General features: G+C 69.7%; 29 protein-coding genes and 1 pseudogene. 21 read left to right on the top strand and 9 right to left on the bottom strand.

The genetic code is table 11. The annotated features are described in order from the left end of the window. Positions 1-210 precede the first annotated feature (210 nt). Entirely contained in the window at positions 211-1,419 is a 1,209-nt protein-coding gene (locus CD790_RS30990) for a replication-relaxation family protein (RefSeq protein ID WP_260868028.1), read from the top strand. A 250-nt stretch (positions 1,420-1,669) separates the two neighbouring features. On the opposite strand, the gene CD790_RS36380 is transcribed toward CD790_RS30990, so the two are convergent. From CD790_RS36380 to CD790_RS36370, 3 genes are read right to left on the bottom strand one after another with little or no spacing between them, the layout of a single operon-like run. Continuing rightward, the gene (locus tag CD790_RS36380) at positions 1,670-2,152 is read right to left on the bottom strand and encodes a hypothetical protein (protein WP_260868027.1); all 483 of its coding nucleotides are present in this window, start codon (positions 2,150-2,152) and stop codon (positions 1,670-1,672) included. Further along, on the bottom strand, positions 2,115-2,336 hold the full coding sequence (locus CD790_RS36375) for a hypothetical protein (protein ID WP_260868026.1): 222 nt from the start codon (positions 2,334-2,336) through the stop codon (positions 2,115-2,117). Before CD790_RS36375 ends, CD790_RS36380 begins: the two co-directional genes overlap by 38 nt. Positions 2,337-2,360: 24 nt before the next feature. Continuing rightward, on the bottom strand, positions 2,361-2,570 hold the full coding sequence (locus CD790_RS36370; RefSeq protein ID WP_260868025.1) for a hypothetical protein: 210 nt from the start codon (positions 2,568-2,570) through the stop codon (positions 2,361-2,363). An 823-nt stretch (positions 2,571-3,393) separates the two neighbouring features. Between CD790_RS36370 and CD790_RS30980 the strand changes: the two genes are divergently transcribed. From CD790_RS30980 to CD790_RS30965, 4 genes are all read left to right on the top strand, one after another. Beyond that, on the top strand, positions 3,394-4,629 hold the full coding sequence (locus CD790_RS30980) for a hypothetical protein (RefSeq protein ID WP_144386714.1): 1,236 nt from the start codon (positions 3,394-3,396) through the stop codon (positions 4,627-4,629). A gap of 102 nt (positions 4,630-4,731) precedes the next feature. After that, positions 4,732-6,057 carry a UDP-glucose/GDP-mannose dehydrogenase family protein gene (locus tag CD790_RS30975; protein WP_144386713.1) on the top strand — a complete coding sequence of 442 codons (1,326 nt, stop codon included), beginning with the start codon at positions 4,732-4,734 and terminating at the stop codon, positions 6,055-6,057. Positions 6,058-6,228: 171 nt separating this feature from the next. Beyond that, entirely contained in the window at positions 6,229-6,429 is a 201-nt protein-coding gene (locus CD790_RS36365) for a hypothetical protein (RefSeq protein ID WP_260868024.1), read from the top strand. A gap of 113 nt (positions 6,430-6,542) precedes the next feature. Next, positions 6,543-6,971, top strand: coding sequence for an NUDIX domain-containing protein (locus CD790_RS30965; RefSeq protein WP_144386712.1), 429 nt, complete (start codon positions 6,543-6,545; stop codon positions 6,969-6,971). Positions 6,972-7,077: 106 nt separating this feature from the next. On the opposite strand, the gene CD790_RS30960 is transcribed toward CD790_RS30965, so the two are convergent. The 3 genes and pseudogenes from CD790_RS30960 to CD790_RS36360 form a co-directional block, all read right to left on the bottom strand. After that, on the bottom strand, positions 7,078-7,410 hold the full coding sequence (locus CD790_RS30960) for a hypothetical protein (RefSeq protein WP_144386711.1): 333 nt from the start codon (positions 7,408-7,410) through the stop codon (positions 7,078-7,080). A gap of 344 nt (positions 7,411-7,754) precedes the next feature. Continuing rightward, positions 7,755-7,976, bottom strand: a complete 222-nt coding sequence (locus tag CD790_RS30955) for a hypothetical protein (protein WP_144386710.1) — start codon at positions 7,974-7,976, stop codon at positions 7,755-7,757. A gap of 574 nt (positions 7,977-8,550) precedes the next feature. Further along, positions 8,551-8,754: pseudogene (locus CD790_RS36360) on the bottom strand (GNAT family N-acetyltransferase); the annotation flags it as partial. Positions 8,755-9,079: 325 nt separating this feature from the next. On the opposite strand from CD790_RS36360, the gene CD790_RS30945 reads away from it, so the two are divergent. Together CD790_RS30945 and CD790_RS36355 are read left to right on the top strand one after the other, a co-directional pair. After that, the gene (locus CD790_RS30945; RefSeq protein WP_144386709.1) at positions 9,080-10,231 is read left to right on the top strand and encodes a hypothetical protein; all 1,152 of its coding nucleotides are present in this window, start codon (positions 9,080-9,082) and stop codon (positions 10,229-10,231) included. Positions 10,232-10,636: 405 nt separating this feature from the next. After that, positions 10,637-10,759: a hypothetical protein gene (locus CD790_RS36355; RefSeq protein WP_260868023.1), complete on the top strand. Its 123-nt coding sequence runs from the start codon at positions 10,637-10,639 to the stop codon at positions 10,757-10,759. Between the two features lie 711 nt (positions 10,760-11,470). Here the strand turns inward: CD790_RS36355 and CD790_RS30935 are convergent. Continuing rightward, entirely contained in the window at positions 11,471-12,265 is a 795-nt protein-coding gene (locus CD790_RS30935; RefSeq protein ID WP_144386707.1) for a hypothetical protein, read from the bottom strand. 291 nt (positions 12,266-12,556) lie between these two features. Between CD790_RS30935 and CD790_RS30930 the strand changes: the two genes are divergently transcribed. The 10 genes from CD790_RS30930 to CD790_RS30880 all read left to right on the top strand — a co-directional run bounded on the left by CD790_RS30930 (position 12,557) and on the right by CD790_RS30880 (position 18,777). Next, a complete protein-coding gene (locus CD790_RS30930; RefSeq protein WP_144386706.1) occupies positions 12,557-12,835 on the top strand; it encodes a hypothetical protein in 279 nt (92 codons plus the stop codon). Next, positions 12,792-13,337, top strand: coding sequence for a DUF6879 family protein (locus CD790_RS30925; protein WP_144386705.1), 546 nt, complete (start codon positions 12,792-12,794; stop codon positions 13,335-13,337). The genes CD790_RS30930 and CD790_RS30925 overlap by 44 nt, the downstream gene beginning before the upstream one ends. 35 nt (positions 13,338-13,372) lie before the next feature. Beyond that, positions 13,373-14,221, top strand: coding sequence for a DUF5753 domain-containing protein (locus tag CD790_RS30920; protein WP_144386704.1), 849 nt, complete (start codon positions 13,373-13,375; stop codon positions 14,219-14,221). A gap of 283 nt (positions 14,222-14,504) precedes the next feature. Further along, positions 14,505-14,903 (top strand): restriction endonuclease, encoded by a 399-nt coding sequence (locus CD790_RS30910; protein WP_186319321.1) that lies wholly within the window; start codon positions 14,505-14,507, stop codon positions 14,901-14,903. 111 nt (positions 14,904-15,014) lie between these two features. Further along, on the top strand, positions 15,015-15,419 hold the full coding sequence (locus tag CD790_RS30905; protein WP_144386702.1) for a hypothetical protein: 405 nt from the start codon (positions 15,015-15,017) through the stop codon (positions 15,417-15,419). Further along, the gene (locus CD790_RS30900; RefSeq protein ID WP_144386701.1) at positions 15,416-16,114 is read left to right on the top strand and encodes a DUF6875 domain-containing protein; all 699 of its coding nucleotides are present in this window, start codon (positions 15,416-15,418) and stop codon (positions 16,112-16,114) included. The genes CD790_RS30905 and CD790_RS30900 overlap by 4 nt, the downstream gene beginning before the upstream one ends. Next, complete coding sequence (locus CD790_RS30895; protein WP_144386700.1) at positions 16,030-16,914, top strand: protein kinase domain-containing protein; 885 nt, start codon at positions 16,030-16,032, stop codon at positions 16,912-16,914. Before CD790_RS30900 ends, CD790_RS30895 begins: the two co-directional genes overlap by 85 nt. Next, positions 16,908-17,396, top strand: a complete 489-nt coding sequence (locus CD790_RS30890; protein WP_144386699.1) for a GNAT family N-acetyltransferase — start codon at positions 16,908-16,910, stop codon at positions 17,394-17,396. The genes CD790_RS30895 and CD790_RS30890 overlap by 7 nt, the downstream gene beginning before the upstream one ends. 1 nt (position 17,397) lies before the next feature. Then, positions 17,398-17,913, top strand: a complete 516-nt coding sequence (locus CD790_RS30885; protein ID WP_144386698.1) for a hypothetical protein — start codon at positions 17,398-17,400, stop codon at positions 17,911-17,913. 63 nt (positions 17,914-17,976) lie between these two features. Further along, positions 17,977-18,777: a DUF6042 family protein gene (locus CD790_RS30880; RefSeq protein ID WP_260868022.1), complete on the top strand. Its 801-nt coding sequence runs from the start codon at positions 17,977-17,979 to the stop codon at positions 18,775-18,777. Here the strand turns inward: CD790_RS30880 and CD790_RS34990 are convergent. Both CD790_RS34990 and CD790_RS30870 read right to left on the bottom strand, forming a co-directional pair. Continuing rightward, positions 18,765-18,917: a hypothetical protein gene (locus CD790_RS34990; protein WP_186319320.1), complete on the bottom strand. Its 153-nt coding sequence runs from the start codon at positions 18,915-18,917 to the stop codon at positions 18,765-18,767. The two genes, CD790_RS30880 and CD790_RS34990, sit on opposite strands and share 13 nt — an antisense overlap. Before the next feature lie 89 nt (positions 18,918-19,006). Continuing rightward, a complete protein-coding gene (locus CD790_RS30870) occupies positions 19,007-19,252 on the bottom strand; it encodes a hypothetical protein (protein WP_144386697.1) in 246 nt (81 codons plus the stop codon). Positions 19,253-20,236: 984 nt separating this feature from the next. Between CD790_RS30870 and CD790_RS30865 the strand changes: the two genes are divergently transcribed. The 4 genes from CD790_RS30865 to CD790_RS30850 all read left to right on the top strand — a co-directional run bounded on the left by CD790_RS30865 (position 20,237) and on the right by CD790_RS30850 (position 23,845). After that, entirely contained in the window at positions 20,237-20,554 is a 318-nt protein-coding gene (locus CD790_RS30865) for a hypothetical protein (protein WP_260868021.1), read from the top strand. After that, positions 20,551-21,147, top strand: coding sequence for a hypothetical protein (locus tag CD790_RS30860; RefSeq protein ID WP_144386696.1), 597 nt, complete (start codon positions 20,551-20,553; stop codon positions 21,145-21,147). The genes CD790_RS30865 and CD790_RS30860 overlap by 4 nt, the downstream gene beginning before the upstream one ends. Before the next feature lie 381 nt (positions 21,148-21,528). Further along, positions 21,529-22,674 carry an L-tyrosine/L-tryptophan isonitrile synthase family protein gene (locus CD790_RS30855; RefSeq protein WP_186319319.1) on the top strand — a complete coding sequence of 382 codons (1,146 nt, stop codon included), beginning with the start codon at positions 21,529-21,531 and terminating at the stop codon, positions 22,672-22,674. A 202-nt stretch (positions 22,675-22,876) separates the two neighbouring features. Next, entirely contained in the window at positions 22,877-23,845 is a 969-nt protein-coding gene (locus CD790_RS30850; protein ID WP_144386694.1) for a hypothetical protein, read from the top strand. Positions 23,846-24,630: the final 785 nt, after the last annotated feature.

Raw genomic sequence — 24,630 nt, 5'->3', positions numbered from 1 at the left:
GACCCCTCCATCGGCCCCTCCGCCCCCCGCCGCCGACAGTTGAGCGTTTCCGCAGGTCAGCCCCGGCGGTCAAGGGGGCGCCGCAGGTCCGACAACCCTCATGCCCAAAGGCGTCCTCAGCACAGGAAGAACTCGACCGAGCCCAGGCGGAGGGAACTGCTGCAAGCGCTGGGGATCTTCCAGAGGGCTACGCCCGATCAGTTGTGGAAGATGACCCGCCCGGATAACCGGCACGACAAGCTCACGCGGGACAACCTCCTGGATCTTCAGGACCACCACCTGGCGCGGATCGAGTCGGTCCAGGGAGACCAGCGACAGGTATGGGTGCTCACCGCCCGAGGACACCGCGAAGCGAAGAAGCTGCTGGAGCCGAAGGGCATACGGATCTCGGCGCTGCGCAAGGAGGAGTACGACCCGGACACCGGGGAGCTGCTCGGCACCGGCTACGACGACCACGCTGCGGCGGTCACCTCGACGGCCGCCGAGCTCCACCGCGCGGGCATCGGGCACAGGCTCGGCTTTCAGACCGAAGTCGCTCACCGGCTCGGCAACGGCTACGTTCAGCGGGCCGACCTAGTGGTGCGGGCGCCGGCAGCCGGGGTGCCGGTGCTGCTGCTGGAGATCGACCGCCGCACTGAGGACGCCCACGACCTGGTGCACAAGCTGCGCCGGTACTGGGAGTGGGGCAGGCTGCTGGCGCCGGATGTGGACAAGTACACCGCGGACCTGGTCCGCTCCCGGCCGGACGCGATGGAAATCATCGACCACGAGCAGCGGCTGTGGCGGCGGGTCTACCCGCCGACCGGCCGAGAGGGCCTGGTGCCACTCGCGTTCGTGTTCGCCGACACCACCAAGGCGAAGGTCGACAACACCGTGAAGGTCCTCGAGGAAGCCGGCCGCCGCTACTGGGCGCCGCGCCGGTACGAGACCTACTACCGCGAGGCGATCACAGCTAAGGACTACAGCCAGGCCGTGCCGGTCGTCTCCACCAGCCTGGAGCAGCTGACGGAACACGGCGCGGACGCGGCGGTGTGGCGGCGCCTGGGACGCACAGGCGAGCAGACGCTGACGGCCGCGCTCGACAACCCTGACGGCGACGCTCTCTACCGCCGCCAGGCCGCCCGCGCCGAAGCGGAGGAAGAACGGCGCAAGGCCGCTGAGCGCGAGGCGCGGCGGCCAGTGTGCAAGCGGTGCGCGCAGAAGTTCACCGACCAGCGGTGGGAGGAGACCACCATGCACAGTCAGGTGCCGAAGGCCGGTGACCTGTCGGTGTGCGGTCCCTGCCACGCCAACGACAGCGCCCGCCATGACGCCGCCGCCGAAGCGGCCCGCCGCCAGGCTGCCGCACCGCCGCAGCCGGAGGACGACGGCCAGGAGCCGGGCAAGCCCCGCCGCAGCCTGTTCCGCAGACGGACCTGACCCAACGGGGGCTTGCCCAGGCCGCCTGATCGGCGCTGGGCTGGAGACCGCGCGCCGAGACCCGGCCCGCGGTTAACGACATCCTGAACGACGCCATCATCGACCTCCCGATACGGGATGTCCTGAGCCTCCTGGTGATCGGCCTCGCGGGGCCGGCCGCAGTCCACGACCAGGCCGGCCGCCTCCTCGAGGAGAGCGGTGCTGATCCGGCGCTGGTGGCCATGCGGACTCCTCGTTGGGCAGCGTGGAGTCAAGTCCGGACGGCAGCGAGAAGGCGCTCGCGGAGTTCCCGTACGGCTGGCTCCGACTCGTGGGGGTGGGCTTCGCGGGCGAGGTCGAGGAAGCGGCGGCGTACGCGGGCGGAGTCGACGTGTGAGCCGATGCGAATGGCGCGCAGTCCGGTGGCGCAGGCGGCTTCGAGGTCGTCGACGACCAAGAGGGCGCGGGCGGCGGCGATGGCGTCAAAGGCGCTGGAGCGGGCGCGGGCGGAGTCCCGTTCGGCAGCGGCGGTGCTCAGCAGGTCCAGGGCGCTGGTGGCGTGCTGGGGCTGGCCGCTGGTGCGGGAGAGGAAGAGCAGGACTTCGCCGAGGGTGGAGCTCAGTTCCGCGTGGTCGAGGTAGGCGATGTACTCGGGCCGGTCTTCGACGGAATGCTCCTGGAAGATCTCCTGGGCGTGGCGGACGCTGCGCAGGGCCTCAGGTGCCTCGCCCTCGGAGGGCGGCGAAGCGGGCACCCAGAGCGTAGAGGCCGGCGCGCAGGACGGGGTGGGCGTCGTTGCGGGTTCCGTACAGGGCCAGGGCGATGCAGTCGGAGGCGAGGTCGGGCCGACCGAGGTAGCCCCAGATCCGGGCGAGGCACTGCAGCAGGTGTGCGGTGAGGTTCCGGTCCCCGCTTTCGCGGGCGGCGTGGACGGCCATGGTGAGGTAGCGGATGGCCGCAGGTCACTGGGCGACGTCGTGGGACATCCAGCCGACGCAGCCGGCGAGGTCGGCGAGTTCGCGGAAGAGGAGCCGGCCGGTGGCCTCGGTGTAATGACCGTCGCGGATGAGGCCCGTGGCCCAGGCCAGTTGCCCGGTGGCGGAGTGCAAAGTGCTGCCGCCGCCGTGGCGGTTGTCCAGCTGCCGGAAGGTGTGGGTGTATCCGCGCGGCATCGCCGGCGCCGAGCCGGGACCCGCGCGACTCGCTCACCTCAGGGAGGGTGTGGGAGGGGGCATAGGCCCAGGTGTCCAGCGCTGGCAGGAGCCGTTCAGGCTCGTACGGGATCGCCGGACGCGCCTGCTCCTCGGTGTGTGGGCTGGGCGTGGTGCTGGGCTGGGTGCCGTTGAGGAGCGCGGCGGAGGTCATGTGGTTCACGTCGGTGAGGAGTTCGGTGGGCCCGCGGAAGCGGGTGAGGTCCTCAGGGTCCCCTTCGGCCAGCCCGAGGTCGGCTGCCGTCAGCCGTCGGCCGCACTTCGCGGAGAAGACGGCCGCGAGCAGCTCGGGGACGGGCGGGCGCGGCCTCTCGCCGCCCAGCCAGCGCCGTACCCGGGAACCATCGGGACGTACGTGCGGGTAGCCGGCCCGCCCTGCTTCCCGGGTGACAGCAGTGGCGAGGCCCTTCTTGGTGAAGTCGCAGATGCGGAACCAGTAGGCGAACGCGCTCTCGCCCGGCTTCGGATCGGTCTGGGGAACACCGGACGGCATGGCGGCCTCCGCAGGATTGTCTGCGCTGAAACCCTCACCGGCGACAGTAGGGCACCACAGCTCAGCCCGGTAGCGCCCCCGGTGGCCCGCCCCCTTTCGCTCCCCCCGCCCCGCCCGCCTGGCGCTGGCCGAAAGCGCCGAGCACGCGCCTCCTGCCTCCGCCCATCCGGCCCCGCCCACACTCCCAGCACGAACTGGGCGCGCAGGCCCACAGGTACCGCCCGAAGGCGTGCGACAACCGACAACCTGCCCACGGCTTCTAGCCGACGGCGGGCAGCAGGGGAGGACCCCGTGGACATCCCGTACATCGTCGTGGACCAGCTCACCCCGCAGCAGCTGCGGACATGGAAGACCTACTTCGGTGACGCCGACCGGCCGCGGTACATCGAGGAAGGCATCTGGCGCCGCACTCAGGAGAAGGCCACCGCGGGCCCCTCCGGCTGGAGCGGCGAAGGCGACGCCCGCCGCCGGGTGATCCACTACCGTTACCGGTACGGGCTGGTGCCGACCACCGCCGCGCCCGCCATCGGGCTGAGGGACCTGTACCTCTACCACTCGGTCTCCGCGCCTGCCGACGAGATCGCCGCCCACGAAGCCCTCGTCCAAGCCGCGCTCGCGGCCGGCGGCTGGAAGCAGCAGCCCGGCGAGAGCGTCTGGGCGCGCCGTAACCTCCGGTGCCAGATCACCGCGCACCTCGTGCATCCACAGGACGCGGCCGCGCGCCGCACCCTGCCCGCGGGCTACCGGAGCCTGGACGTGCGCATCGCCTCCGCCGATTATGTGCCGCCGCCCGCCGTGCGGCAGCTGCCCTGGGACGTTCTCGCTTCCGGCATCCGCGTCAAGGACCGGCCCGGCACGCCGACCGTGGTTCCAGACTTGGGACTTCTGGCGAACTTCCTGCCGTTCCAGGTGGAGATCGGGTGCGGCACCAGCGTGGAGGCCGGCATCCCGCCGCTGCACCGGCTGCACGAGATCTACCGCGTTACCGACCGGCAGGGCGACGAGCCGCGCGAGCACCGCTTTACCCTCTCTCCGGCCAGCGATCCGCTGCTGCGCGAGATCCTCGAGCAGCCGGAGGAGAAGGCGGAGCAGCTCGTCGAGATGTTCAAGGCCTGTTTCCTGGCCGAGCCGACTCCCGCAATGCACGCCCTGAAGGAACTGCAGGACGCCGGTCACCTGGCCGAGCCGGTGATCACGCACAACTTCGACGTCCTCGCCGCGAGGGCTGGCCTCGGGGAGTGCTTCATACGCCGCTACGACCAGGCGCTACCGGACGTCGAGTGGGCCGACGGCGCGAAGGCCCTCCTCGTAGTCGGGCTGCACGCCGACCGTCGCGAGGTCCAGGCCCGCGCCCGCGAGCGCGGCATGCAGGTCGTCTACCTCGATCCCGAGGGCTTCTGGCACGACAACCAGTTCCTTCCTTACCCGCTGGAAGGCCCGCAGGACGGCGACGTGGTGTGCCGCAAGAGCGCGGAGGAGGGCCTTCCAACCCCCTCACAAAGAACGCCAATTGACCTACCTGCATAAACCGGTTCCGGCCGCTCAGGAGCGCTAGCGTGGCGCTCTTCGAACCGGCCCGGACCACGGGCAGGCCAGACACGAGACCAAGGGGAAAGGAGAGCCGGCACCATGCGCGTATCCGTTATTGGCTGCGGCCACCTGGGCATCCCGCACGCCGCCGCGATGGCCGAGATCGGCCACGAGGTCATCGGCGTGGACCTCGACCAAGCGAAGATCGACCGCCTCAACGCCGGCCAGTGCCCGATCCACGAGGACGGCCTGCCCGAGCTGCTGGCCACCCACGCCGCATCAGGCCGCCTGCGCTTCACCACCGACATCACCGAGGCCGCCGCCTTCGCCGAAGTTCACTTCCTCGCCGTCGGCACCCCCATCGACGTCGACGGCCGCAACTACGACACCGGCCAGGTCTTCGGTGCCGCCCGCGCCCTGGCCCCACACCTGAGGCGGCCCTGCGTCATCATCGGCAAGTCCACCGTCACCGTCGGCACCACCCGCACCCTCGCCGTCCTCGTCGCCCGCCTCGCCCCTGCGGGAAGCGACGCCGAGGTCGTCTGGAACCCCGAGTTCCTGCGCGAGGGCCACGCCATCGACGACACCCTGCACCCCGACCGCATCGTCGTCGGCGTTCCCTCCCCGCGCGCCGAAGACGTCGTGCGTAAGGTCTACGCGCCCCTACTGGAGAACAAGGTCCCGCTGTTCGTCACCGACCCCGCCACAGCGGAGCTGATCAAGGGCGCGGCCAACGCCTACCTGGGCATGAAGATCTCCTTCATCAATGGCGTTGCCGACATGTGCGCCGCCGCCGGCGCCGACGTCCAGCAGCTCACCGAAGCCATCGGCCTCGATCCGCGCATCGGCCGAGGCGGCCTGAACGCCGGCCCCGGCTACGGCGGCGGCTGCCTGCCCAAGGACGTCCGCGCGTTCACCGCCTCCGCCGAAGCCCTCGGCGCTCTCAACGCCGCATCCCTCCTGCGCGCCGCTGAGCACGTCAACGAGTCGAGGCCCGCAGCCGCCCTGCGGCTCATCGAGGAGACTCTCGGCCGACCCGTCACAAGGGCGAAGGTCACGGTGTGGGGTGCGTCGTTCAAGGCTGGCACCGACGACGTCCGCGAATCCCCGTCTCTCGCGATCGCCACCCTTATGCACCAGCGCGGCGCCGTCGTCACCGTCCACGATCCCCACGCAGTGCCGACCGCGCTCGCCCGCCACCCCCAGCTCGACTACGACCAGGACCTGGAGACCTCCGTCAAGGACGCCGAGCTGATCGTGCTGGCCACCGAATGGCCGCACTTCCGCGACGCCGACCCCCAGCACCTGGCCGCCGTCGTTGCCCAGCCCGTCCTGGTCGACCTGCGCAACGTCATCGACGCCCACACCTGGCGCGCGGCTGGCTGGACCGTACGCCAGCTCGGCCGCCCCGTCGCCCACCCGTAGACCCGCCAGCCCGCCCGGGCTGGTCACATGACTCTGGAGGGCCGTCATGGACGACCTAGGGGACAACATCACCAAGCCCTCCGCCGTCTGCCGCAAGGCCGGTGAGTCCTGCCCGAGGAAGACCTGATCAGCCTCCAGGTCGGCAAGGTCGCCGAAGAAGCCGGAGAGGCCATGCACGATCTGCACAGCCTGAAGGGCCAGATCACCTGCGGCGACGACCACGATTGGGCCGGGGTGCAGAGCGACCTCGTCGGTGCGGTCATCGCCGCCCTGCTCGCTATGCATTACATCGACCCCGACAGTGCCCGCACGACCTTCGACGAGATCTTCCACCGGCGCACCCGCCGCAGCCGCGAAGCCTCAGCTGCTTGACGCCGCGCATCTCCCCGCACGGGCGGCCGTGTTCACGGACACGGCCGCCAGCCCGTGTCATGCGCCCGGCAGCCGCCGTGCCGACGGGACGATGGCACTGGAAAGGGGAAGAGATGACCGACGCCCAGCCCCCGGCCCAGGCCGTCGCCCTCCGCACCGGTGTCTCGGCACTGATCACCAACCGGCGGGGCGAGTACTTGCTCCACCTCCGCGACGACATCTCCGGCATCTGCTGGCCCGGCTACTGGGCTCCCGTCGGCGGCCGACCTAACCCCGGCGAGTCACTCGACGCGGCCATCGCCCGCGAACTCCAGGAAGAGACCGGATTGACCATCCCGCTCACGGCCTTCACCACTGTCGACCAGAAGAACGTCGAACAAAAAGGCCTCATTGCCATCTACACCGGCCAGTGGGACGGTGACGCCCATGCGCTCCCGCTCACCGAGGGCATCATGCTGCACTTTTTCCCCACGGCTGTGATGTCTCGCCTCCGCCTGCCTCCGTGGTGCCGAGAGGCGATTGAGCTCCACCAGAACCAATAGATTTCGGCGGAGGAGCGCCGATATCGGGCGACCAGCCGACGGGCCCGGAAGAGCGGTTGGTGGTCTTAGGTGGGGACTCTCCCCGTCCGCGTCTTCAGCTTGTCGCTTAACCACAGGCGTTCGGTGGGGTTGTGACAAGGGCGACCTGGCCGGTCCAGGACCTGGGTTCCCGAGGTGGATCCCAGGTCACTTCGACGTCGGCTTCGTGGAAGTCGTGCGCGAGTCCTACCACCATGGCGGCCGCGGCGGTCCGCGCCTCGGCGGGGTCGGCGTTATTCGGCACGTCGGCGAGGCGCCCGCAGAGCATTCCGCCTTCCGCGGTGAGGACACTGTGGCGCCAGCCTTCCGGTGTCGCCAGCAGGACGATGCCCTTCGGCATGCCGAAGGGAGGTCGCTTCTTCTTTTCCTGCTTTCGTCTCACCATGGAGCCATCCAACATCGCCGGCTTCTTGACGGTTCAGCTGGGCGGTGTGCGATGTGCCGGGTTGGTGTCGAGGGGGGTGCCGGTAGCCGGTTTTGCTCTCAGCGCGCCGGAGGCCACAGACGCGCGAGTCGCGGTCGCCGCTCCTCAAAGGGTCGATGTCGTCGCTCAGCTGGGCGCGCAGCCCGTGCAGGCTCGCCCGGTGAACACTTCTGGGGGCGTTCTCCGGCCGCTGCGTCTCCTCGGCCGCCCTCTGTCCGCTGTGGTACCGCACGCTGGGCCACGTTCCGCGCTCGCCCACGCATGCGGGTGCTTTCTCCCCCGGCAGGCGGGGGCGGTCCGTGTCGGTGGCTGCGGGGGTGTCAGCGGCGGCGGAAGGTGTGGAGGAAGCTGATGGCGGTGAAGGCGGTGCCGATGGGCTCGGCCAGTTGGTCGTTGTGGAAGGCGAGGCTGGCTGCGCTGATTATGGTGATGGTGACGGCCGTGCGGGCCAGCCGGCGGATCCGGGGGCGTAGCCGGTCGAAGCGGCGCCGCTCCGGTTCTGGTGTGGGCTCGGGGGTCTGGCCGGTGGGCGGGGTGGTCATGGCGGGTGGTGACCCTTCCGGTGGGGCTGCGCGGTATCCGTGCAGGGGTGGATGAGTGCCTGTCACCGCCTCTTTGGGCGGCGGACGGTCAACACTGTGGGGGAGGCGTGGGTTAGCCCCGCAAGTGCCGATCGACGGCCTTCACCCTGGACACCGGACGAGCTCTATTCAACGCTTCTGACCTGCGTATTTATCGTTCTGTGGGGCTTGAATGGGCGCGTTGGCACGTGTAGGGGCTAGCCGCGCAACTCCCTGCCGTCCGCCCGCCCATCCCGGATGCACGGCTGTCGTCGCCCCTTTGTTGTGAAGGGGGTGCCTCGGCAATGCCCTGTGCCTGCCGACAGCTTGGTCCTCTCAGCAGGCACAGGGGGATCACGGGGTGGTGCTAGACGGTGCTCAGGTATCGCGCGGCTGTCTCGACGAAGTCGTCGTGGCCGGTCTTCGCGGCCTCGCGGCTTCGGTCAGTTCATCGACGCCGGAGGACGCCTCCCGCATCGCGCAGCGGGCGCACGGGGCTGGCGGCCGGAGAACCCGCCGCAGGTCGCAATGATCACGGTAGAGGATCTGCGCGACGCGTCCGGGTCGGGGATGAGCCGGAGCGGTGCAGTGTTCCCAGCGCGTGGGCGAGCAGCGCCCGCGCGATGCCGCGGTGCTGTTCGCCGGCCCGGACCGCGACCAGCCCGATGCGCGGCTGGGTTACCGTCACCCCCCGGATCAGACCAGGTAGCGGGTCCGGTGCCGCGGCCACGGCGTACTTCGACGGGGCGACGATGGTGTCGCGAACCAGTGGAGTTCGCTGGACTCCTCCGCCGTGTCTAGGCCGACCGCAAGGACGGCCCCGCCTGGGTATCCCTCGCACGTTCACGATCAGCCAGGGCCCGCCGACGCCGCTGCAGTCGGCGGGCCACGCCACGGAGCTACGGTCGCCGAGCGGCTGACGTGGTGGGAGTACCAGGGCGCCACCTGTCATGGTCGAGCAAGATCGATAATGGGGAGCGCCACTGATCACCCGCCAGCAGGGAGCCCTCACCCGTGATCATCAAGTGTCTCGGAAGGCGTCGGGCAGCCGCCGGACTGGCATATTCAAGGGAGAGCTTGAAAATATGAGCGAACAGAACGAATTGGCGAGCGATTACGAACGTCTCTATTCGGCTGCGGCTCGGATGATGTGGGCGCAGCAGGGTCCCTCCTGGCGGGAGGAAGACGATCCGGAATGGACATGGCCGGAGTCTCGGCGGACCGCGTGGCAGACATTGGAGCAGGTGCTGCTGGACGCTGAAACGGCCCTGGGGGCGTCCCAGCCGGGTGAGGCTTCGGACCCCGCGCGGCACTTGATCTCCCGACGCGGTCCGGGAGACCGCCCGTTGACCTTCGATGAGGCAGTGGAGGACTGGAAGCAGCGGCTCGATGCCGACCCGGGATTCCTCGTGGAGCGCTGGGAGCCGTACCCGGACTACTACATGGAGCCCGGCTCCTGTGTGATCGTCCCCTCTTCGCCGTACTTCGCGATGATCGGCATCTTCCCGGAGCTGTTCCACCGACTGGCTCCGGGCCGGCCGGCGGTGACCATCGGTTCCGGTGCCGCGGACCTCTGCGCGGTGGCGCACGAGGCCGCGGACGCCCTGCGCGCGCCGCTGGGCGTCGCCACACCGACGCCGCAGCCGGGGAGCGCCCCCTGGATCGCTCCCGTCTCGCGCCCGGTGTCGGACCTGCCCGATCTCCCCGAGCGTTTCGAGGCCCTGCGCCGCGCAGCGTGGTACGCGGCGGAAGCGGTGCCGTCCCCGGAGGAGTTGAAGGGGACGCTGGACTTCTCGGTCGAGTTGGACGCGGCCGTGGCGGCCGCCGACATCCAGCTGATGCTGACCGGTCAGGTGGCACCCGCGTGGCGCGAGGAGTACGAGCAGATCGATCCGGCGCGGCACAGTGTCGTGGGGCTCGTGTCCGGTCCCGGGGACGAAGCGGTTCCGGTGCCCTTCGAGAAGGATGCCGCCAAATGGCGCGGGCTGAACGCCAAGGGCTCGCTCCCGTGGACGCCGAAGGAATACCAGCGGCAGTACTACCCGGACCGCGGCGAGACCCAGAATGTGGTGATCTCAGCCACCCGTGCCCTGGTCTTCGCCGAGATCCTCGACGAATTCGCGGCACGCCTGACGCCGGGACTTAATGCGGGGCTCATCCACTACAGCGCCTACGAGCTCGGTCAGTTCTTCACCTGGGGGATCGGCCGTGAGCTGAGCGATCACTCCGGATTCTGACGGGAAGGCGACCAGCTCACCGACGCCGAACGCGCCGAGATCCAGCAAGCTGCGGCTGTGGTCTGCTAGACCACCAGGGCTTCCTCGGCATGTCCCGCGCCCCCAGCCTCTGCCTGACCTACGACCGGAGCACCCCGAATGCCCCCCGACACCGCCGTCCAGGCCATGGGGGAAAGCCGCCGGGCCGGCGCCGTCAGCGCGTCCTCGCGGTCCTGGCCGAGGCCGTGAAGGACGGCTCCGAGACCAGTGTCGCCGCGATTGCCCGCCGCGCGGGCGTCGACCGCCCCTTCCCCTACGCCACCGCAGACGGATAACGGTCCTGGCTGGACGATCCGGCCGACTCCTGGGTCGTCTGAGGTGCCGAGCGGACCGTAGGGCGACCGGCCCCAGCCCTCCCTCCCCGACATGGGCAAGGTACGGGCCCAGAAGCTCCTCGCCGAGATGGAAATCGCCGACAGCCGCCGCGTGCGTGGCTTCGGCGCCCAGCAGCGCGAACGCCTTCTCGAAGGGTTCGCACCGCAGGGCTGACCGGCAGCGCCCTGTCGGTGCGGCGCGTCTGGCAGGGTGAGAGCGTCAGGGCCGGCCAGCGGGCAGGGGGCGTCAGCCGGACGCCGACTCGGCAGGTGCAAGCCGGCTTGGGGGGAAGACGAGCGGCACGCGAGGCCGGGGCCGGAACGGCGGCTGCACCCTCCGGACCGGCTGACCGACGAAGGCCAACTCCCGGCTGCAGACGGCCGGACAGCATTTCGGGGCGGCGGAGCCGACGCCCGGCTCTGCGGCCGCAGAGCCGGCAAGAGGCGGCTGGCAACCCACTACCAGCCTGAGAGCAACAGCTGGGGCGAGCACCTCGCCACCAGGGCCAGCGGTACACCACAGACGGAGCCCGTCAGCGAACGGCGCGGGGGCCGCGGGCGGCGGGCCGGACACCGGGCAGCCTGGGGTAATGAGGGAGAGGGGTGGGACCCGTAGTGGTGATGCGCGGCCCCCTGGACGACAGGTGGACCCTGGGACGGGCCAGCGGCCCCGGGCGTGAGGCGGAGATGAAACGTGAGCGCCCCCGGACAAGCCGTGGGCGCTCACCTGAGGTAGGGCGAACCACGCCCTTTCGTGCTCTACGCGAGCTCTCGAAGCCTCAGGCCCCGAAATTGCTTACCACAACCTACCATGATGGTCGGATCGCCGGAGGCGTCGCCTGTCTGTGGGGCGGGGCTTCGTGGCAGGCGGGGATGTCCAGAAGGGTCAGCGCTGGTAGCGCCAGTGCTGGTGGACCTTCAGGACCTCGTAGTTCCACGCGGTGTGCTGGCGGGTGCCAGATGGATGCGACCATCCGAGCTGTTCGGCGATGGCCGGGAAGCGGGGGTGCATCTGGCGGTCTCCGACCGTGACGAGCGCGGACAGGAGAGGGTCTCCCTTCTGACCGTCCTCGTCGACCAGCCACAGGAGCACGCACTGGTCGTCGGCGTGGAGGCGGGGCAGGCCCGACAGGCGCCTGTGGATTTGGGGCCAGGTGATGGTGGCGCCGTCGCGGGCGGTCTGTTCCAGCAGCGGCCGGAGTTCCGTCGCGAGCTCCCACAGCCTGCCAGTCTCCAAGAGCGCCGGCTCCGTCGTGCGTGAGGGGCGGGCTTTTTCGACCGGTGCCGGGATCTGCGGCGGAGTGGAGGAAGGGCGAGGTGCCGTGGGCGGTGTGGGCTTGCGCCCCGGCAACCGGACGACAGGGTTCTTGGCCCGAGGTGTGTCCGGTCGAATCATGGGCGCCGCGGCGGCCGCCTGTGTCGGTCGGGGCACGGTGGCCTTCGGGGGTGCCACGACTGCCTCGTGCCGTTCTTCCTCCTGCCAACGGCGGGAGCCCAGAATCTGCTTGTAGTTCTGCAGCTGTGCCCGCTGTTCGCGGGTCTCGCTCGGTGGAGCTCCGGCTGCCTGGTGCCAGGCCAGGGCGTAGAGGTCGGCTGCTTCCGCGACTGCGTGCCGGTCGATGGCTCGCTTCAGTTCGGTCAGGGTGTGGTTCAGCGTGCGGCGGACCGTGGCCACTTCCATCGCCGTCCTCGGGGCGTGGCCTGTGGTCCGGCGACGGAAGTCCGTCTGCCACGCGGCACCGCTGCTGAGCCGCACTCGGTTGTTCGCCAAGCCCGTTCCCCCTCCCGCCTCTGTCCTGCACAACAGATCACCCAAGGTCGGGCATGTGGCACCGGAGACGCAAGAGACCAGTCAGCCAAGATCGCCCTGCGGCCAGCGTCTTTGCGTGATGAGGTCTTGACCGCCGTTGGCGTCGCGGGGGACGGTCGTTGTGCGCAACTCCGCGCAACCGACTCGACAGGGGAGGCCGTCATGGCGTTACGGTTCGTCGGGATCGACCCCAACACCGGTGGTGAGGGATCCCCGACGGTGTGGGTGGAAGAGGAGAGCGCGGACCTTGTTTTGCAGGGCGAGGAGGCCGACGCTCTCCTCCAGGCCCTGGTCGGTTCCACCGAGTGGGTGGCTGGCCACAAGCCCGGGATCCCCGCGCATGAGCGGGTGATCCGCATTCCGGCCCGGATGGTGCCGATCCTGAGGGAGGCGTGCGATGCCGCTGAACGCGCAAGCGCTGAACACCGCGACGTTCGCTGAGCTCCTGGCCGCCACCGAGTACACGGCCGTCCATCTGGAGATGCGTGACAGCTACGCCGTAGGCGACGAAGCCGACGACTTCGAGACCTTCCTGCGCTCCGGCATCCCAAACCTGGACCCCGCCCGCTCGTTTTGGCCGCGGTGGATGCCGCTCGTCCAGGACGCGGTCGCCCGCGGGGTCGTGATGCGCCGCGCCCGGATCGTCTCCGAACCGGTCACCGACTACATCCGCTACGAGCACGCCATCACCCCGCTCAATCTCCAGGCAGGTGAACAGGTCCGCTGGCTGCCCCGTCGCCACGCGAGCGATATCCCACTGCCCGGCAACGACTTCTGGCTCTTGGACAACAAGGTGGTGCAGTTCCACCACTTCACTGGCGCCGGCGACTGGGCCGAGGACGGCAGGGAACGCACCACCGAGGCGGCCGTGGTCGAGCTCTGTCGCACGGCGTTCGAGAAGGTGTGGGAGCGCGCCGTCCCGCACGAGAAGTACATCCCCTAACCCCTGCCCCCCTCCCTCAGGACGCCCTGCGCCTCATGCCCGTCTCCCCGTCGTCCAGCGCCCAGGCCGCGCGTGAAGCCCTCGCGCTGCGCCTGGGCCACCTCATGCGGGACGCTGGGATCAACGGGCGCGAGCTGTCCCGACGCTGCCGCTGGGACAAGGCCAAGACCTCCCGCATCCTCGGCGCCAAGGCTGCCCCCTCCGACGCCGACATCCGTGCCTGGTGCACCGCCTGCAACGCCGAGGACCAGGCCGACGACCTGGTAGCCACCGCCCGCGCGGTGGACTCCATGTACATGGAGTGGCGCCGCCAACACCGCGCGGGGATGCGCCGCACCCAGGACGACGTCTTCGCCCGCAACGCCGCAGCCCGCGTCTGCCGCGCCTACGTCTCCAACGTGATCCCCGGCTTCTTCCAAACCGCCGACTACGCGAACGCCCTGATGCGCTCCATCACGGACTTCCAGGGCACCCCCGACGACATCGCTGAGGCCGTCGCCGCACGACTTGCCCGCTCCCGCTTCCTCTACGAGGGCAACCACTGCTTCGTCGTCCTCATCGAAGAGTGGGTGCTGCGCTCCCGGATCGGCACGGCGGCCACGATGGCCGGCCAGCTGGCCCACCTGCTCACCGTGATGCCGTTGCCCTCGGTCTCTCTGGGCATCATCCCCACCGCCGTCCCGCGCACTGTCTGGCCGCTGGAGGCGTTCTACCTCTACGACAACCGGCACACCGTCGTGGAGACCCTTACCGCCGGTATCAACGTCCGCCAGCCCCGGGAACTTGCCGACTACGCCAAAGCCTTCAAGGGCCTGGCCCAGATGGCCGTCCACGGCGACGCCGCCCGCTCCCTCATCCACGCCGCGGCCGACGCCCTGGAGTGAATCCGCGCAACTATCCGCAACCTTGTTGAGGCCCCGCCCACGCCGTCCGTAGCGTCGAAGCACCGACGGACCACCAGCCTCAGAGGCGGGGCCTCATGCGCGCACGCACGACCAGCACAGCCGCCCCCGGCACCCGATACGGCGCTCCCTCTCCGACCCTCCTCGCCCGAGACGACTGCGGCTTCGCCCGGTTTCCGCCCCAGACCGAGAGCGTGGACGACGGCGACGGCCAGCAGCCAGCGCCGAGCGCCACCCGCCCCCGCGACAACGTCACGAGGACCCGATGAACAGCACGCACCTGGTCCTGCACGACCCCGAAGGACGCCTCGAAGGCGAACTCCCCCTCGACCGGGCGCCCCACGAGTGCCTGGCCAAGGCCGTGCTCGGTTGGACCGGAGACCCTGGCCTTCAGCCAGCGGACCTCCAGCAGATCGCGCTCCAGCTGACTGGCGCCGCCCGCGCGGCTGCCAGAGACGTCCGCCGCGCCGCCGACTTGCTCCCCAACGAGCACGCCGCCCGCGCGCTCGCCGACGTCGTCCTCAAGGAGACCGACCACCGACTGTCGGTCGGACTGGAAGGCACCGTGCGCAGCGTCCAGGGCCGCGCCCGGCTCGTACGCGCCCTGTACGAGCGCCTGGACCGCCTTGCAGGCGTCGCACCCCAGGCCGTCGCGGCCCTCTGAGACCACCGCGCACCCGGACGGGACCAGATCTCCCGGGTGCGCGGTGCACGGCACCACACCCGGCCCACCCGGGCCGGGGGAGTACCACTCGACACCGAGAGGGGCACCACCGTGAGTACCGCAACCACCGAACTGGGCCGGTTCCTGACCATCACCGGCCAGCGCTTCAAGACCGGCCAGTCCGCACCCGAGATGTTCTCCCCGGCCGTCGACGCGGCGTGGCACGACCTGCTCGGCACCCTGGCCTACGAGGCCCTCTGTCGGGAGACCGCTGGCCAGCCCATCGGCCACGTCGCGAACAACGGTCACGGCCCGATCGGCTGGGTCGCCGCCTACGAAGAGGCGTACGGGCCGCTGCCGGAGATCTGGTTCACCGACGCCGACGGCAACGTCGACAGGGGCGCCATCGCCCGCTACCGCACCACCGGCACCGTGGTGGCCGAGTGGGACTGCGGCCCCGCCGGCGGGGACGGCGACGACGTCGCGCCCGACCAGCCGGAGACCGCCCGCCGGTGACCACCGACCGCACCACGCCAGCGCCCCGGCCCACCGCCGGGGCGCTGCGCCTCGTTGAGGCCAGCACCACCCGGCCGACCTCCGTGGATATCAGTGGCTACGTGCGGCGGATGACCGCCCACTGCCCCTACCTCGCCCCTTCCCTCCAGCAGGGTCTGACGACCTGGACGGTCTACCGCGCCGACGGCGAGGCCGAAGCCGTCCAGGCGGAGCTCTTCCACGCGGGCGTCCAGGCCGCTGAGTGGCTGCGGCCCTTGCTGAACCGGCCGCACGGCCTGCTGCGGTGCGAGAACATCGTCCTGGTGGGCGACGTACCCGGTGCCCGGCACCGTGACCTGATGGCCTGGCCGCACTGGGTGCTGAAGAACCTCTACGGGCCGGTCGGGGTGATGTTCGGCAAGTTCTACGCGGGCGAAGAGGAAGTCACCGCGGCCGGTCACCGGATCCCGGCCGCCCCCGCCTCGTTCCTCCCCGTGAGGGCTGCCGTCCGTCGCCGCGACCCGCAGTTCCTGAGCGCGACCCCCGACCTGGCCGCCGCGCTCGCCGCGGCCGACGACGACGGCCGCGAAGTGTTCGAGAACATCCCCACCGAGTGGAAAGAGATCCGCACATGGGCCCGAAGCCTGCTCCCCCCGGCGAAGCCGTCGCCCTCCTCACCGGACACGCCGGCGAGCCCACCGCCATCCAGGTCCTGAGCGACCGGCGCGGCTCCCGGGCCTGGAAGCTCCAGGGCCCCAAGGGCGCCGTCGCGCTGAAGGCCAACAACCCCGCCGGCGACGACGCCCGCGACAAGGCCGCCGAGATGGCCCAGGAGGACGACCACCTCCGTCGCCTCACCGCCGCCGGCGCCATCAGACCCGACTACCGGGTGAGCGCCGGAACATGGGACGGCGGTCGGTGGCTGGCCGTCAACTGGATCGACGGCGTGCCCCTGTGGCGGGCCCTCGCCCTCGCCCGCGGCCCAGAAGGAGACCGCGCCTCGATCCGCCCCTGGCTCGCGGGTATCGCCCGTACCTGGACAGAGCACCTCGCCCGCATGCACGCCGCTGGCTGGGCCCATGCCGACGTCCAGCCCACCAACACCCTGGTCACCCCCGGCGGCCACGCGGCGGTCATCGACTACGCCCTCGCCTGCGGCCCCGGCAACGACCGCCGCGTCCCGTACCGGGGAGCCCTCACCCACACCACCGCCCCCGAGATCGCCACCGCCATCCTCGACACCCCCGCCGACACTCACATCCAGGCACAGCCCTCCGCCGACATCTGGAGCCTGGGCGCCTCCCTGTTCTGGTGCTGGACCGGACAGCGCCCCGTCGCCTACGACGACGACCTCGACCGGCGGGAGAAGCTGGCCGCCATCGCCCGGGGCACCACCACCGCGCTGCGCGACGTCCGGCCCTGGCCCTTCCCCGAGTTCGAGGACGCCATCACCGCGTGCCTGGCACCCGACCCCGCAGCCCGGCCCACCGCGAAGGAGCTGACCGCCGCATGGTGACCCTGCGCGCCCTGGCCCTCAATGACGCCCCCGCCCTCACCCGCATCTACAGCGGTGCCTCCATCCGGCACACCACCGGCAAGCCCCTCACCCTCGAACAGGCCCACGAGAAGATCCGCACGGCTCTCGCCCGTGCCGCCGAAGCCCCGCGCGCGCAGTGGAGCTGGGGGATCCTCCACGAGGACGACCTGATCGGTCTGATCTCCCTGCGACGGCGCACCCCGACCATGGGCACCATCAGCTACATCCTCCGGGACGACAGCTGGGGCAACGGCTACGCCACTCAGGCCGTCCACCAGGTCGTCACCGTCGCCTTCACCACCGCCGGCCTCGACCGGCTGGAGGCCATGCACCATCCCGACAACCCCGCCTCCGGCCGCGTCCTGGCCAAAGCCGGGTTCACCCGCATCGGTACGGCCGACCGGGACACCGAGACCGGAACCGTCCCCTACGAGCTGTACGCGCTGGAGAGCGGTGCCTGACATGAAGCTCAACGACCTTGGCCCGCTGATGGCTTGCCGCCGGGACGGCGGCCTCAGCTTCGACTTCGACCGCTTCCGCGCTGACCCGGCACTGGCAGCCCTGCAATGGCCGGACGACGTCCTGAGGGACTTCCTCTTCGACCACGGCGACAACGGCCACTTCGTGGATGACTACGGAGACGTCGATCTGTGCGCCATCACCTGGAAGCTGGAGACGATTCCGGCCGGGGCCTTCCCCACCATGCCGACCGGCGAGAGCGACGCCGGCTGCATCGAGCGCTACGCCGCCGACCCGGTGTACTGGGTCAAGGTGCGGCCCCCGGAAATCGGCCGGCACTGGGAAGACCACGGGACGTGGCTGCGCCCGCCGCTCCTCATCGACCGGCGCCTCCTGGGCCCGGCGGACAGCGGACTGCAGGTCTTGGAGGGCCGCACCCGCGTCGGAGTGCTGTGTGGCCGCCTCCGCGAGCAGCTGCGCGTCGCTCCCGCCCACCAGGCATGGGTGGGACGTCCGTGAGAACCTGCCGCGTCTCGCTGCGTACGCTGCGAGCACCGAGGTGTTTTCGAGGAAGAGCTGCGGATGACTGAGAAGGCGCCTGTGCCCGAGCCGCGCCGGGACATGGCGATGCACAACGACTGGTGGGTGTCGGGCTGGGAGCACGTCCTGCCCCGTCAGGGCTTCCCGCTGACCATGCTGATCGGGACCGCGTGCCAGCCCGGTTTCACCGGCTCACTGGACGACCTGGTGCAGGAGATCTTCGACGGGCACTGGGACATGATCGGCGGCGACCTCGACGGCGCGCTCACGTTCTCGTGGCCGGATGAGGAATGGGACTACGAGGCCGCGCCGGAGGGCCGCGAGGCGTGCGAGGCGGCCCGCTGGGAGCAGTTCAGCACCATGCTGACGACAGCCGGCTTCCCGGTGCCCACCACCGTCCGGGACCTCTCCGAGCTCTACCTGACGTGGGGCCTGGCCCGCCGAGAAGAGACGCCGGACGGCACCCGATGGTCCATGCCCGCCGCGCTGCCGATGCCCGGCGACCTGCTTCCCCTGGACCCCGAACTCACCAAGCGCCTCGACGGGATCCGCTGGACGATGCGCACCGGCCCGCTCCTCGACACCCTCATCGACCACCTGGTCGACGATCTGGGTGAACCGACAGAGACCCTCACCTCCCTGGACCGGCTGGCGGCAGCTACGGGCCAGGACGTCGACGACGTCCGGCTCGCTCTCGCGGAACTCGTGAAATCCGGCGATGCCCGTGTCCAGCGCGGCGAGGAGCCGGCCGACGCGGAGCGCCTGGAGGCCCACCGCCGCTTCCGCCTGGTCATGGACTGGGGAGCACTTCCACGAGAACCGCATCCAGGTCAGCCGCGGTGACTAAGGCCGCGCAAGCAGCTGGAGGCACTGCCTGCATCCGCCGCACTCATCGGCATCAGCACCGACGGCCGGGCCATCGCCGTCGACGTCGCCCCGCACATCCTGATCTGCAGCGGCACCGGCGGCGTCAGCACGACCATCCTGCGCACCTTCACCGCCCAGTTTCTCGACCAGGGCGACCACGCCCTGGTCCTCGACCACACCCGCGTGGGACGGCAGCTTCCGTAGATCAGCCCGCCCACCCGATGTCACGGACCTCGATCGCTCCGGCGTGCGGCATGTACTGAATCCAGCACCGCCGCCCGAACGCCTCCCGAATCTCCTCCACCGAGCCGGGATCACGCACATCGGGCCAGGACCGCGGATCAATCCGCGCGACCTCCACGAGCGCCATCACCTCCCGCCGCGCCTCGTCGCTCGGCAGCTGCGCCATGACCTCGACCGCGAGCTCCTCCACCACCACGCCGTACCGCATCCCGTCCCCCCCCCCGTGTGATCGACTCGGGCAGCAGCGTACGAAGGAACCGCCGATCCCGTTTCGGCCTGTGGATAACTCGGATCCGGGGTCAGGCGGCGGGCACAGGTACCGGTACGGCGCGTGGGCGAGTGCCGTGGCCGGCACGTCGCCTACCGGCACCCGCGCCTCGGTGCCGCAGTCGCCGTGGCCGCTGCCATCGTCGGGGTCTACATCGCCCTGGTCGTCGCCGTGACTTCCGCTGGCTTACCCCTCGTCCGGCCCCAGGACGGCCACTCGACAACGCCTTGGCTGGCACCGCAGCCGGGTGGGGCGTTGCGCGTTTCCGGGCGTGCCGCCGGCGTCCCACGGTTCACCCGCGGGGATGAATTTCTGCCTCGCGTACGTGGGCGCGACTTGTGCGGTGCGCCCCCAACTCCCCCTGAAAATCCGGCTATTGACAACAAACTGGTTGATTAGGCATGTTTCCGGCGTGGCCCGACGGGCGGGCCGCGCCGCGATGCGAGATCGGAGTGACGTGATGCGTGAGACCTATGACGAGGTGCAGGCGGCGGGCCGGCTGCGGGTGCCGGTCGCGGCCTGGCGGTGGGCGACGGCCTCAGGCCTGGTGCCGCCCGCGGACGCCGGATCGGGCCGGTGGTCGCGGGCGATGGTGGAGGCCGCCGACGCGGAGGAGGTGCGGGCGGCGCTGCGCGGGCCATTCGGTGCGTCGTGGGCGGCGGACCGGTTGAGCAGTGCGTTGGGGGAGCCGCTGCCGCGCTGCCGCCCGCGGGTGACCGCGTCCGGGGTCGGCCACCTCGTCCGTGCCGGCCTGCTCGCCTACCTCGGCGGAGATGTCGACTATCCGGACGTCCACCCGGACCAGGTCGCCGCCCTGGCTCGCCGCCGGGACCTACCCGCCCTGCTCGACCGGCACGTTCCCCTTGGCCCCGACCAGGCCGCCGTACGCCTCGGCGTGCGCCGCACTACGCCTGCCCCTGGAACATGGACCGTCACAACTGCGACAAGTTCGTCCTGTCTGGAGCCGACCTCGTCTACTGGCACCGCAAACGCGAGCAGTGGCGCGTGCTCGCCGAACGCGCACCGGGCGGCGCCACCGCCGACTACCTGCACCAGGTCTTCGAGCCCACAGCCCGCGCCATCGACGGCCTGGAGAAGGCCCTGTCCACCGTCGGCCTCCTGGACGAGACCCTCGCCCTCGACCTCCGTCGGCCGCAGGACAACTTCGGACGCGTCTGGTCAACCGCTTTCCGGGCACACGAACTCAGCCGCCACGAGGACGATGGCACGGAGGCATCGTGACCTCCGCCCCCGACCAAACCGCAGTGGCGACAGCCGCCCGCCGCCGCCAAACGCAGGACAAGCTCGTCCGCGTCGAGAAAGCCATCGGCCAGCTTCGCCGCGAGCGTGGTCGGCTCGCCGTCCGTGCGATCGCCCAGCGCGCGGGCGTCTCCGCGACGTTCCTCTACGAGAACGCAGACGCCCGCGGCCTCGTCCGGGCCGCAGTGACCGACAGCAAGAGCCGCCATGACCGAGTCACGCGCGACGAGCACGAGCGCGTCGAGGCATCGTGGCGGGAGCGGGCGCTCAACGCCGAGGAGCAACTGACCCTCTCCCACAACGAGATGCTCGCTCAACGGCACAGGATCGGGGAGCTGATGGGCCAGCTCAGGGACTTGGAGCAGATGGTTCCTGGCGAATCCGTCCAACGGCTCACCACCGAGAACATCATCCTCAAGCGCCGGGTCCAGCAGTTGTCTCAAGAACACCGTGCCTTGCAGGAACGACTCGAGGGCGCCCGCTCGAACCTCCGCTTCGCCGAGAAGCACAACGCCGATCTCGAAGCACAGATCCTCGAACTACAGCCGTCTGGCACACGTTGCTCGAGCCAGTGAGTGTTCCGGGGCGTCGAGTGGTAGCACCTCCTCTTGGACCGCTTACGCGTTTGCTTTATGCAGGTTTCGGGCCAATGGATCACGGTAGCCATAATTTCGGGTACCTATAGCATTTCCGTTTCTCCCCATGGCCGTTCTGGCTTGGGTCCTGTGGTCGCCAGAGTTCAGTCGGAGTATAATTAAAGGCTGGGAGAAAAGCAGGGCTACACCTTGCATACTGGGGCTCGAACTGATTCGGCAAGACTAACTTCCGGTCCCAACAAATCAGATCACGCAAGGCCCGCGATGGAGCAAAAGGTCGAGGTACTTCAAGCATCCAGCCTGGAAGATTACGACTGGCCGCTGGAAGATCCCCATATGGTAGCTCAGAGGACACGGTCAATGCAGCAGCAGGATACCGCGTTGCTGCATGAGTGCCTCGCTCGAGTCGGTATTAACCTTCCGGCTTTCTTGAAGGATAAGCAAAAGCGCGGTTTGGGTAAAGCTGAAACGGTGCTAGCTCTGTTGTCTCACCAGAAATTCCAGATGAATCCCACGGTAGCCGTTCGCAATGAAGCCGCATGGAAGGGCAGGGTTCGATCGGCGCTAGAGGCTAATCGGGAGATCGAGATCGTCTATCCTCAATTCTGTGTAATCCCGAATGCGCCCAAGCGCTACACGAACATGGGGTTCTCCGCGGGCGAGGATTGCACCATAGAGCTCATCAAGCTCATCAATTCCCAGGTGAAAGAGATCTACCCGCCGGGAATACGGGTTCACGCTATCGCTGATGCCGCGCTCTATGGTAGTGCGTTCAATACGCATCAGACTGAGATTGACGCCTACTTCGAGAGCGTAGAGCACAGAATCCACGCTCTTGGTGCTGAGGACTGCGTTTCGCTTCACGACTACGCCGAGCTGCTTAGGACGAAGTGTCACCCTGACTACCAGGTGGCGTACTACGAGATTGGCCACCAAGTCTGGAAGGGGGAGTACGAGACGCTCCTGCCGAATACGGATCTCGGTACTTTGCGTCGAAGCGTCCGTGCGTCCGTGAACACTCGCCGCTTGCAGCTCAGCCACAAGGACCACCTGCAGCTCTTTGGGCCTATAAGCATGCGAAACGCTGCGCATCCTTACCATGATCTGATTGAGACGATGACGGATATCGCCTTCAAGGAGCTAATTACCATCCGCCTTGCCTGCGGTGCAATTGACATTGCAAGTCGGCTCTGGCCCCAGGCGCTTCGAGCTACCTGTCACAAGGGTCCCAAGAACGGGCGCTGGCCCCTAGGGCTAAAGCCATATCCAGAATATTATGGCACCTGCAAGCTGCTCCCGTACCACGGCATGCCATTGATTGATAAAGATGAGCAGGGTAAACCTCGGCTAGAAATTATGCCCGAAGTTCTTCTCCGTGGTAGAGATGATCTAGTGCGGATTACTTCCGACGGCATGGATGAAGTGTGGGCCTACGTGGGTGCGGAGCTGGATTCCGAGTTGGGTGCGTTCGACTGTGATCGGTTCCAGGGAATGCGCCAGGCCTAAGGGCAGTGTAAATGAGGAGTTTCGATGATGCAGGGGCCGGCGTTCCCTGATCCCTGCGGTGCGTCATGATCATAGGTATGCGCAGGGTCGCGGGATGACGCGTCGTGCGGCGAGCGCCCCGGAGGTGCACGTGCGAGGTGGCAACCGAGGCCGGGTGGAGTTCTTCGCTTGGACTCGTCGCAGACACTGACGTGATGCATTGGTGCAGGTCAGCGACGATATCCATACCTATGCGGTCGGTAAAGTCCACTGGGACCAGGTCGTCCGCCTCAAGTGGATCGCCCCCATCGGCACTGTGGAGCTCGACTACAAAACCCACGGCGGCTGGACGGAAGTCGCACTCTACTCGGCCGAGGACATCGCCCTGCTGCCCGTCACCCGGCCCACCGTCGACTGGCGCGCTCTGCGGACTGTCCGCCCGGGCAGCCGCTCCCCGCTGAGCACGCTCACGCCCACTGCGCCGGGGGAGGACTGGGTGCTGCTGGCGGAGGCCGCCCGGATCGCCGGGGTGGGCCGGGCCGCGGTGGTGAACTGGCGCCGCCGACACGCCGACTTCCCCGACCCCGCCGGCGGCACCACCGTGCACCCGACGTACGACCGGCGGGCGGTAGTCGCCTGGCTCCTCGCACACGACAAGATCAGCACCCCCACGGCGCTCCCAGCGGCCACCCTGGTGGTCGTGCCGTCCCTCGGCGCAGGCAAAGAGCAGAGGTTCAGGCTGGACGACCCGTGGCTGGAGCTGAGCGGCGATGCCGAGGACGAGGACCGGCTGTCCGGCTGGATGACCGGCGACGACGCCGACACCCTCGCCCAGCTCACCGCCGCCGAGACCGGGGCGTCGATCCGCCGGCTCACCGCGCCCGGCACCGACCCGCTCGCCGTCCCGGACGGCCTGCAGGTGATCGACCGGTTCAGGGCGGGCTCGGGCGGCCTGCGCGTGACGCTCGCCTGGCCCGCCCGCCTGCGCGGCACCGCCGCACAGCGCCCGGCCGGAGGCGTGGTCCGCCACGGCGCGCCCTACGCCACCCCCAGCCCCGCGTGCGCCTGCGCCCGGCAGCCCTGCGGCGGCCTCATCCCCACCCCGTACTGCCCCGACCACGGCACCGCCGTGAATCCGGTGCTGGAGTGGCACCCCGCCGGCGGCATCCGTTGCACGGACCTCACACGCTGAACGTGCGCCGCGGCCCCCGGCCGAAACGGCCGGGCTCACGCTACGTCGCCTGACCGCGGGCTGCCGTCGCACGCGTGGCCTCCGCGGCCGTACGATCACCGCCGTGACTGCACGCCGCGTTCTCGGTACCGGGCCCCGACCCGCGTCGATCCGGGCCGCTCAGGCTGACCTGCTCGCCGACCTCCCCGGAGTTGGCCTTCCCGATCTTGACGAGTTGCGCGGCCGTGGAGTTCTTGGTGCGAACCCGCCCTCGGCACCCTCCGCCCGCCGCTCGCTCGGCCCGGGCCTGGGTGCCGACGAGGCGTAGACACGGCCGGCCCGCCGAGCGACCCGCCAGTCCGCATCCGATTCTGCTGCTCCGGGATCCTGGGGGAGGAGACTTCGGGGAAGACCAGCCGACCGGGGCGGCACGGCACGGGCCCGGCCCTCCGACGGAGCGGAAGGCCGGGCCCGGCTCGTACGCGTAGCTGAACCGGCTTTCATGGTCTGTGCTGCACCACCGTCTTGCAGCCTCACATATACGAGACCCCGGGACCACCACAGCCCCGGGGTCTCGTACGGTCCGGCCCACGGCCGGACAGCGTTCACCCCCAGCCGACGCCGAGTCCCCGGAGCGCGTAGGTGTCCCCTCCTGGTCATCGGGACGATCAGCCAACCAACCGGTGGACCTGCCCCGCAACAGCGCCTTCGGCCAAGGGCCGGTGAGGATGTCGTGGGTGCCGATCCGGTGCCACACGATGTGGGGGAGCCCGGCGACCTTCTCCCCGCCGTACGACCACGTGGCG

This window comes from Streptomyces sp. SAJ15 (genome assembly GCF_007595705.1).
Classification (GTDB): Bacteria; Actinomycetota; Actinomycetes; order Streptomycetales; family Streptomycetaceae; genus Streptomyces.
Note: the sequence above shows the minus strand (reverse complement) of the source record. Positions and strands in the feature narration are given on the sequence as shown.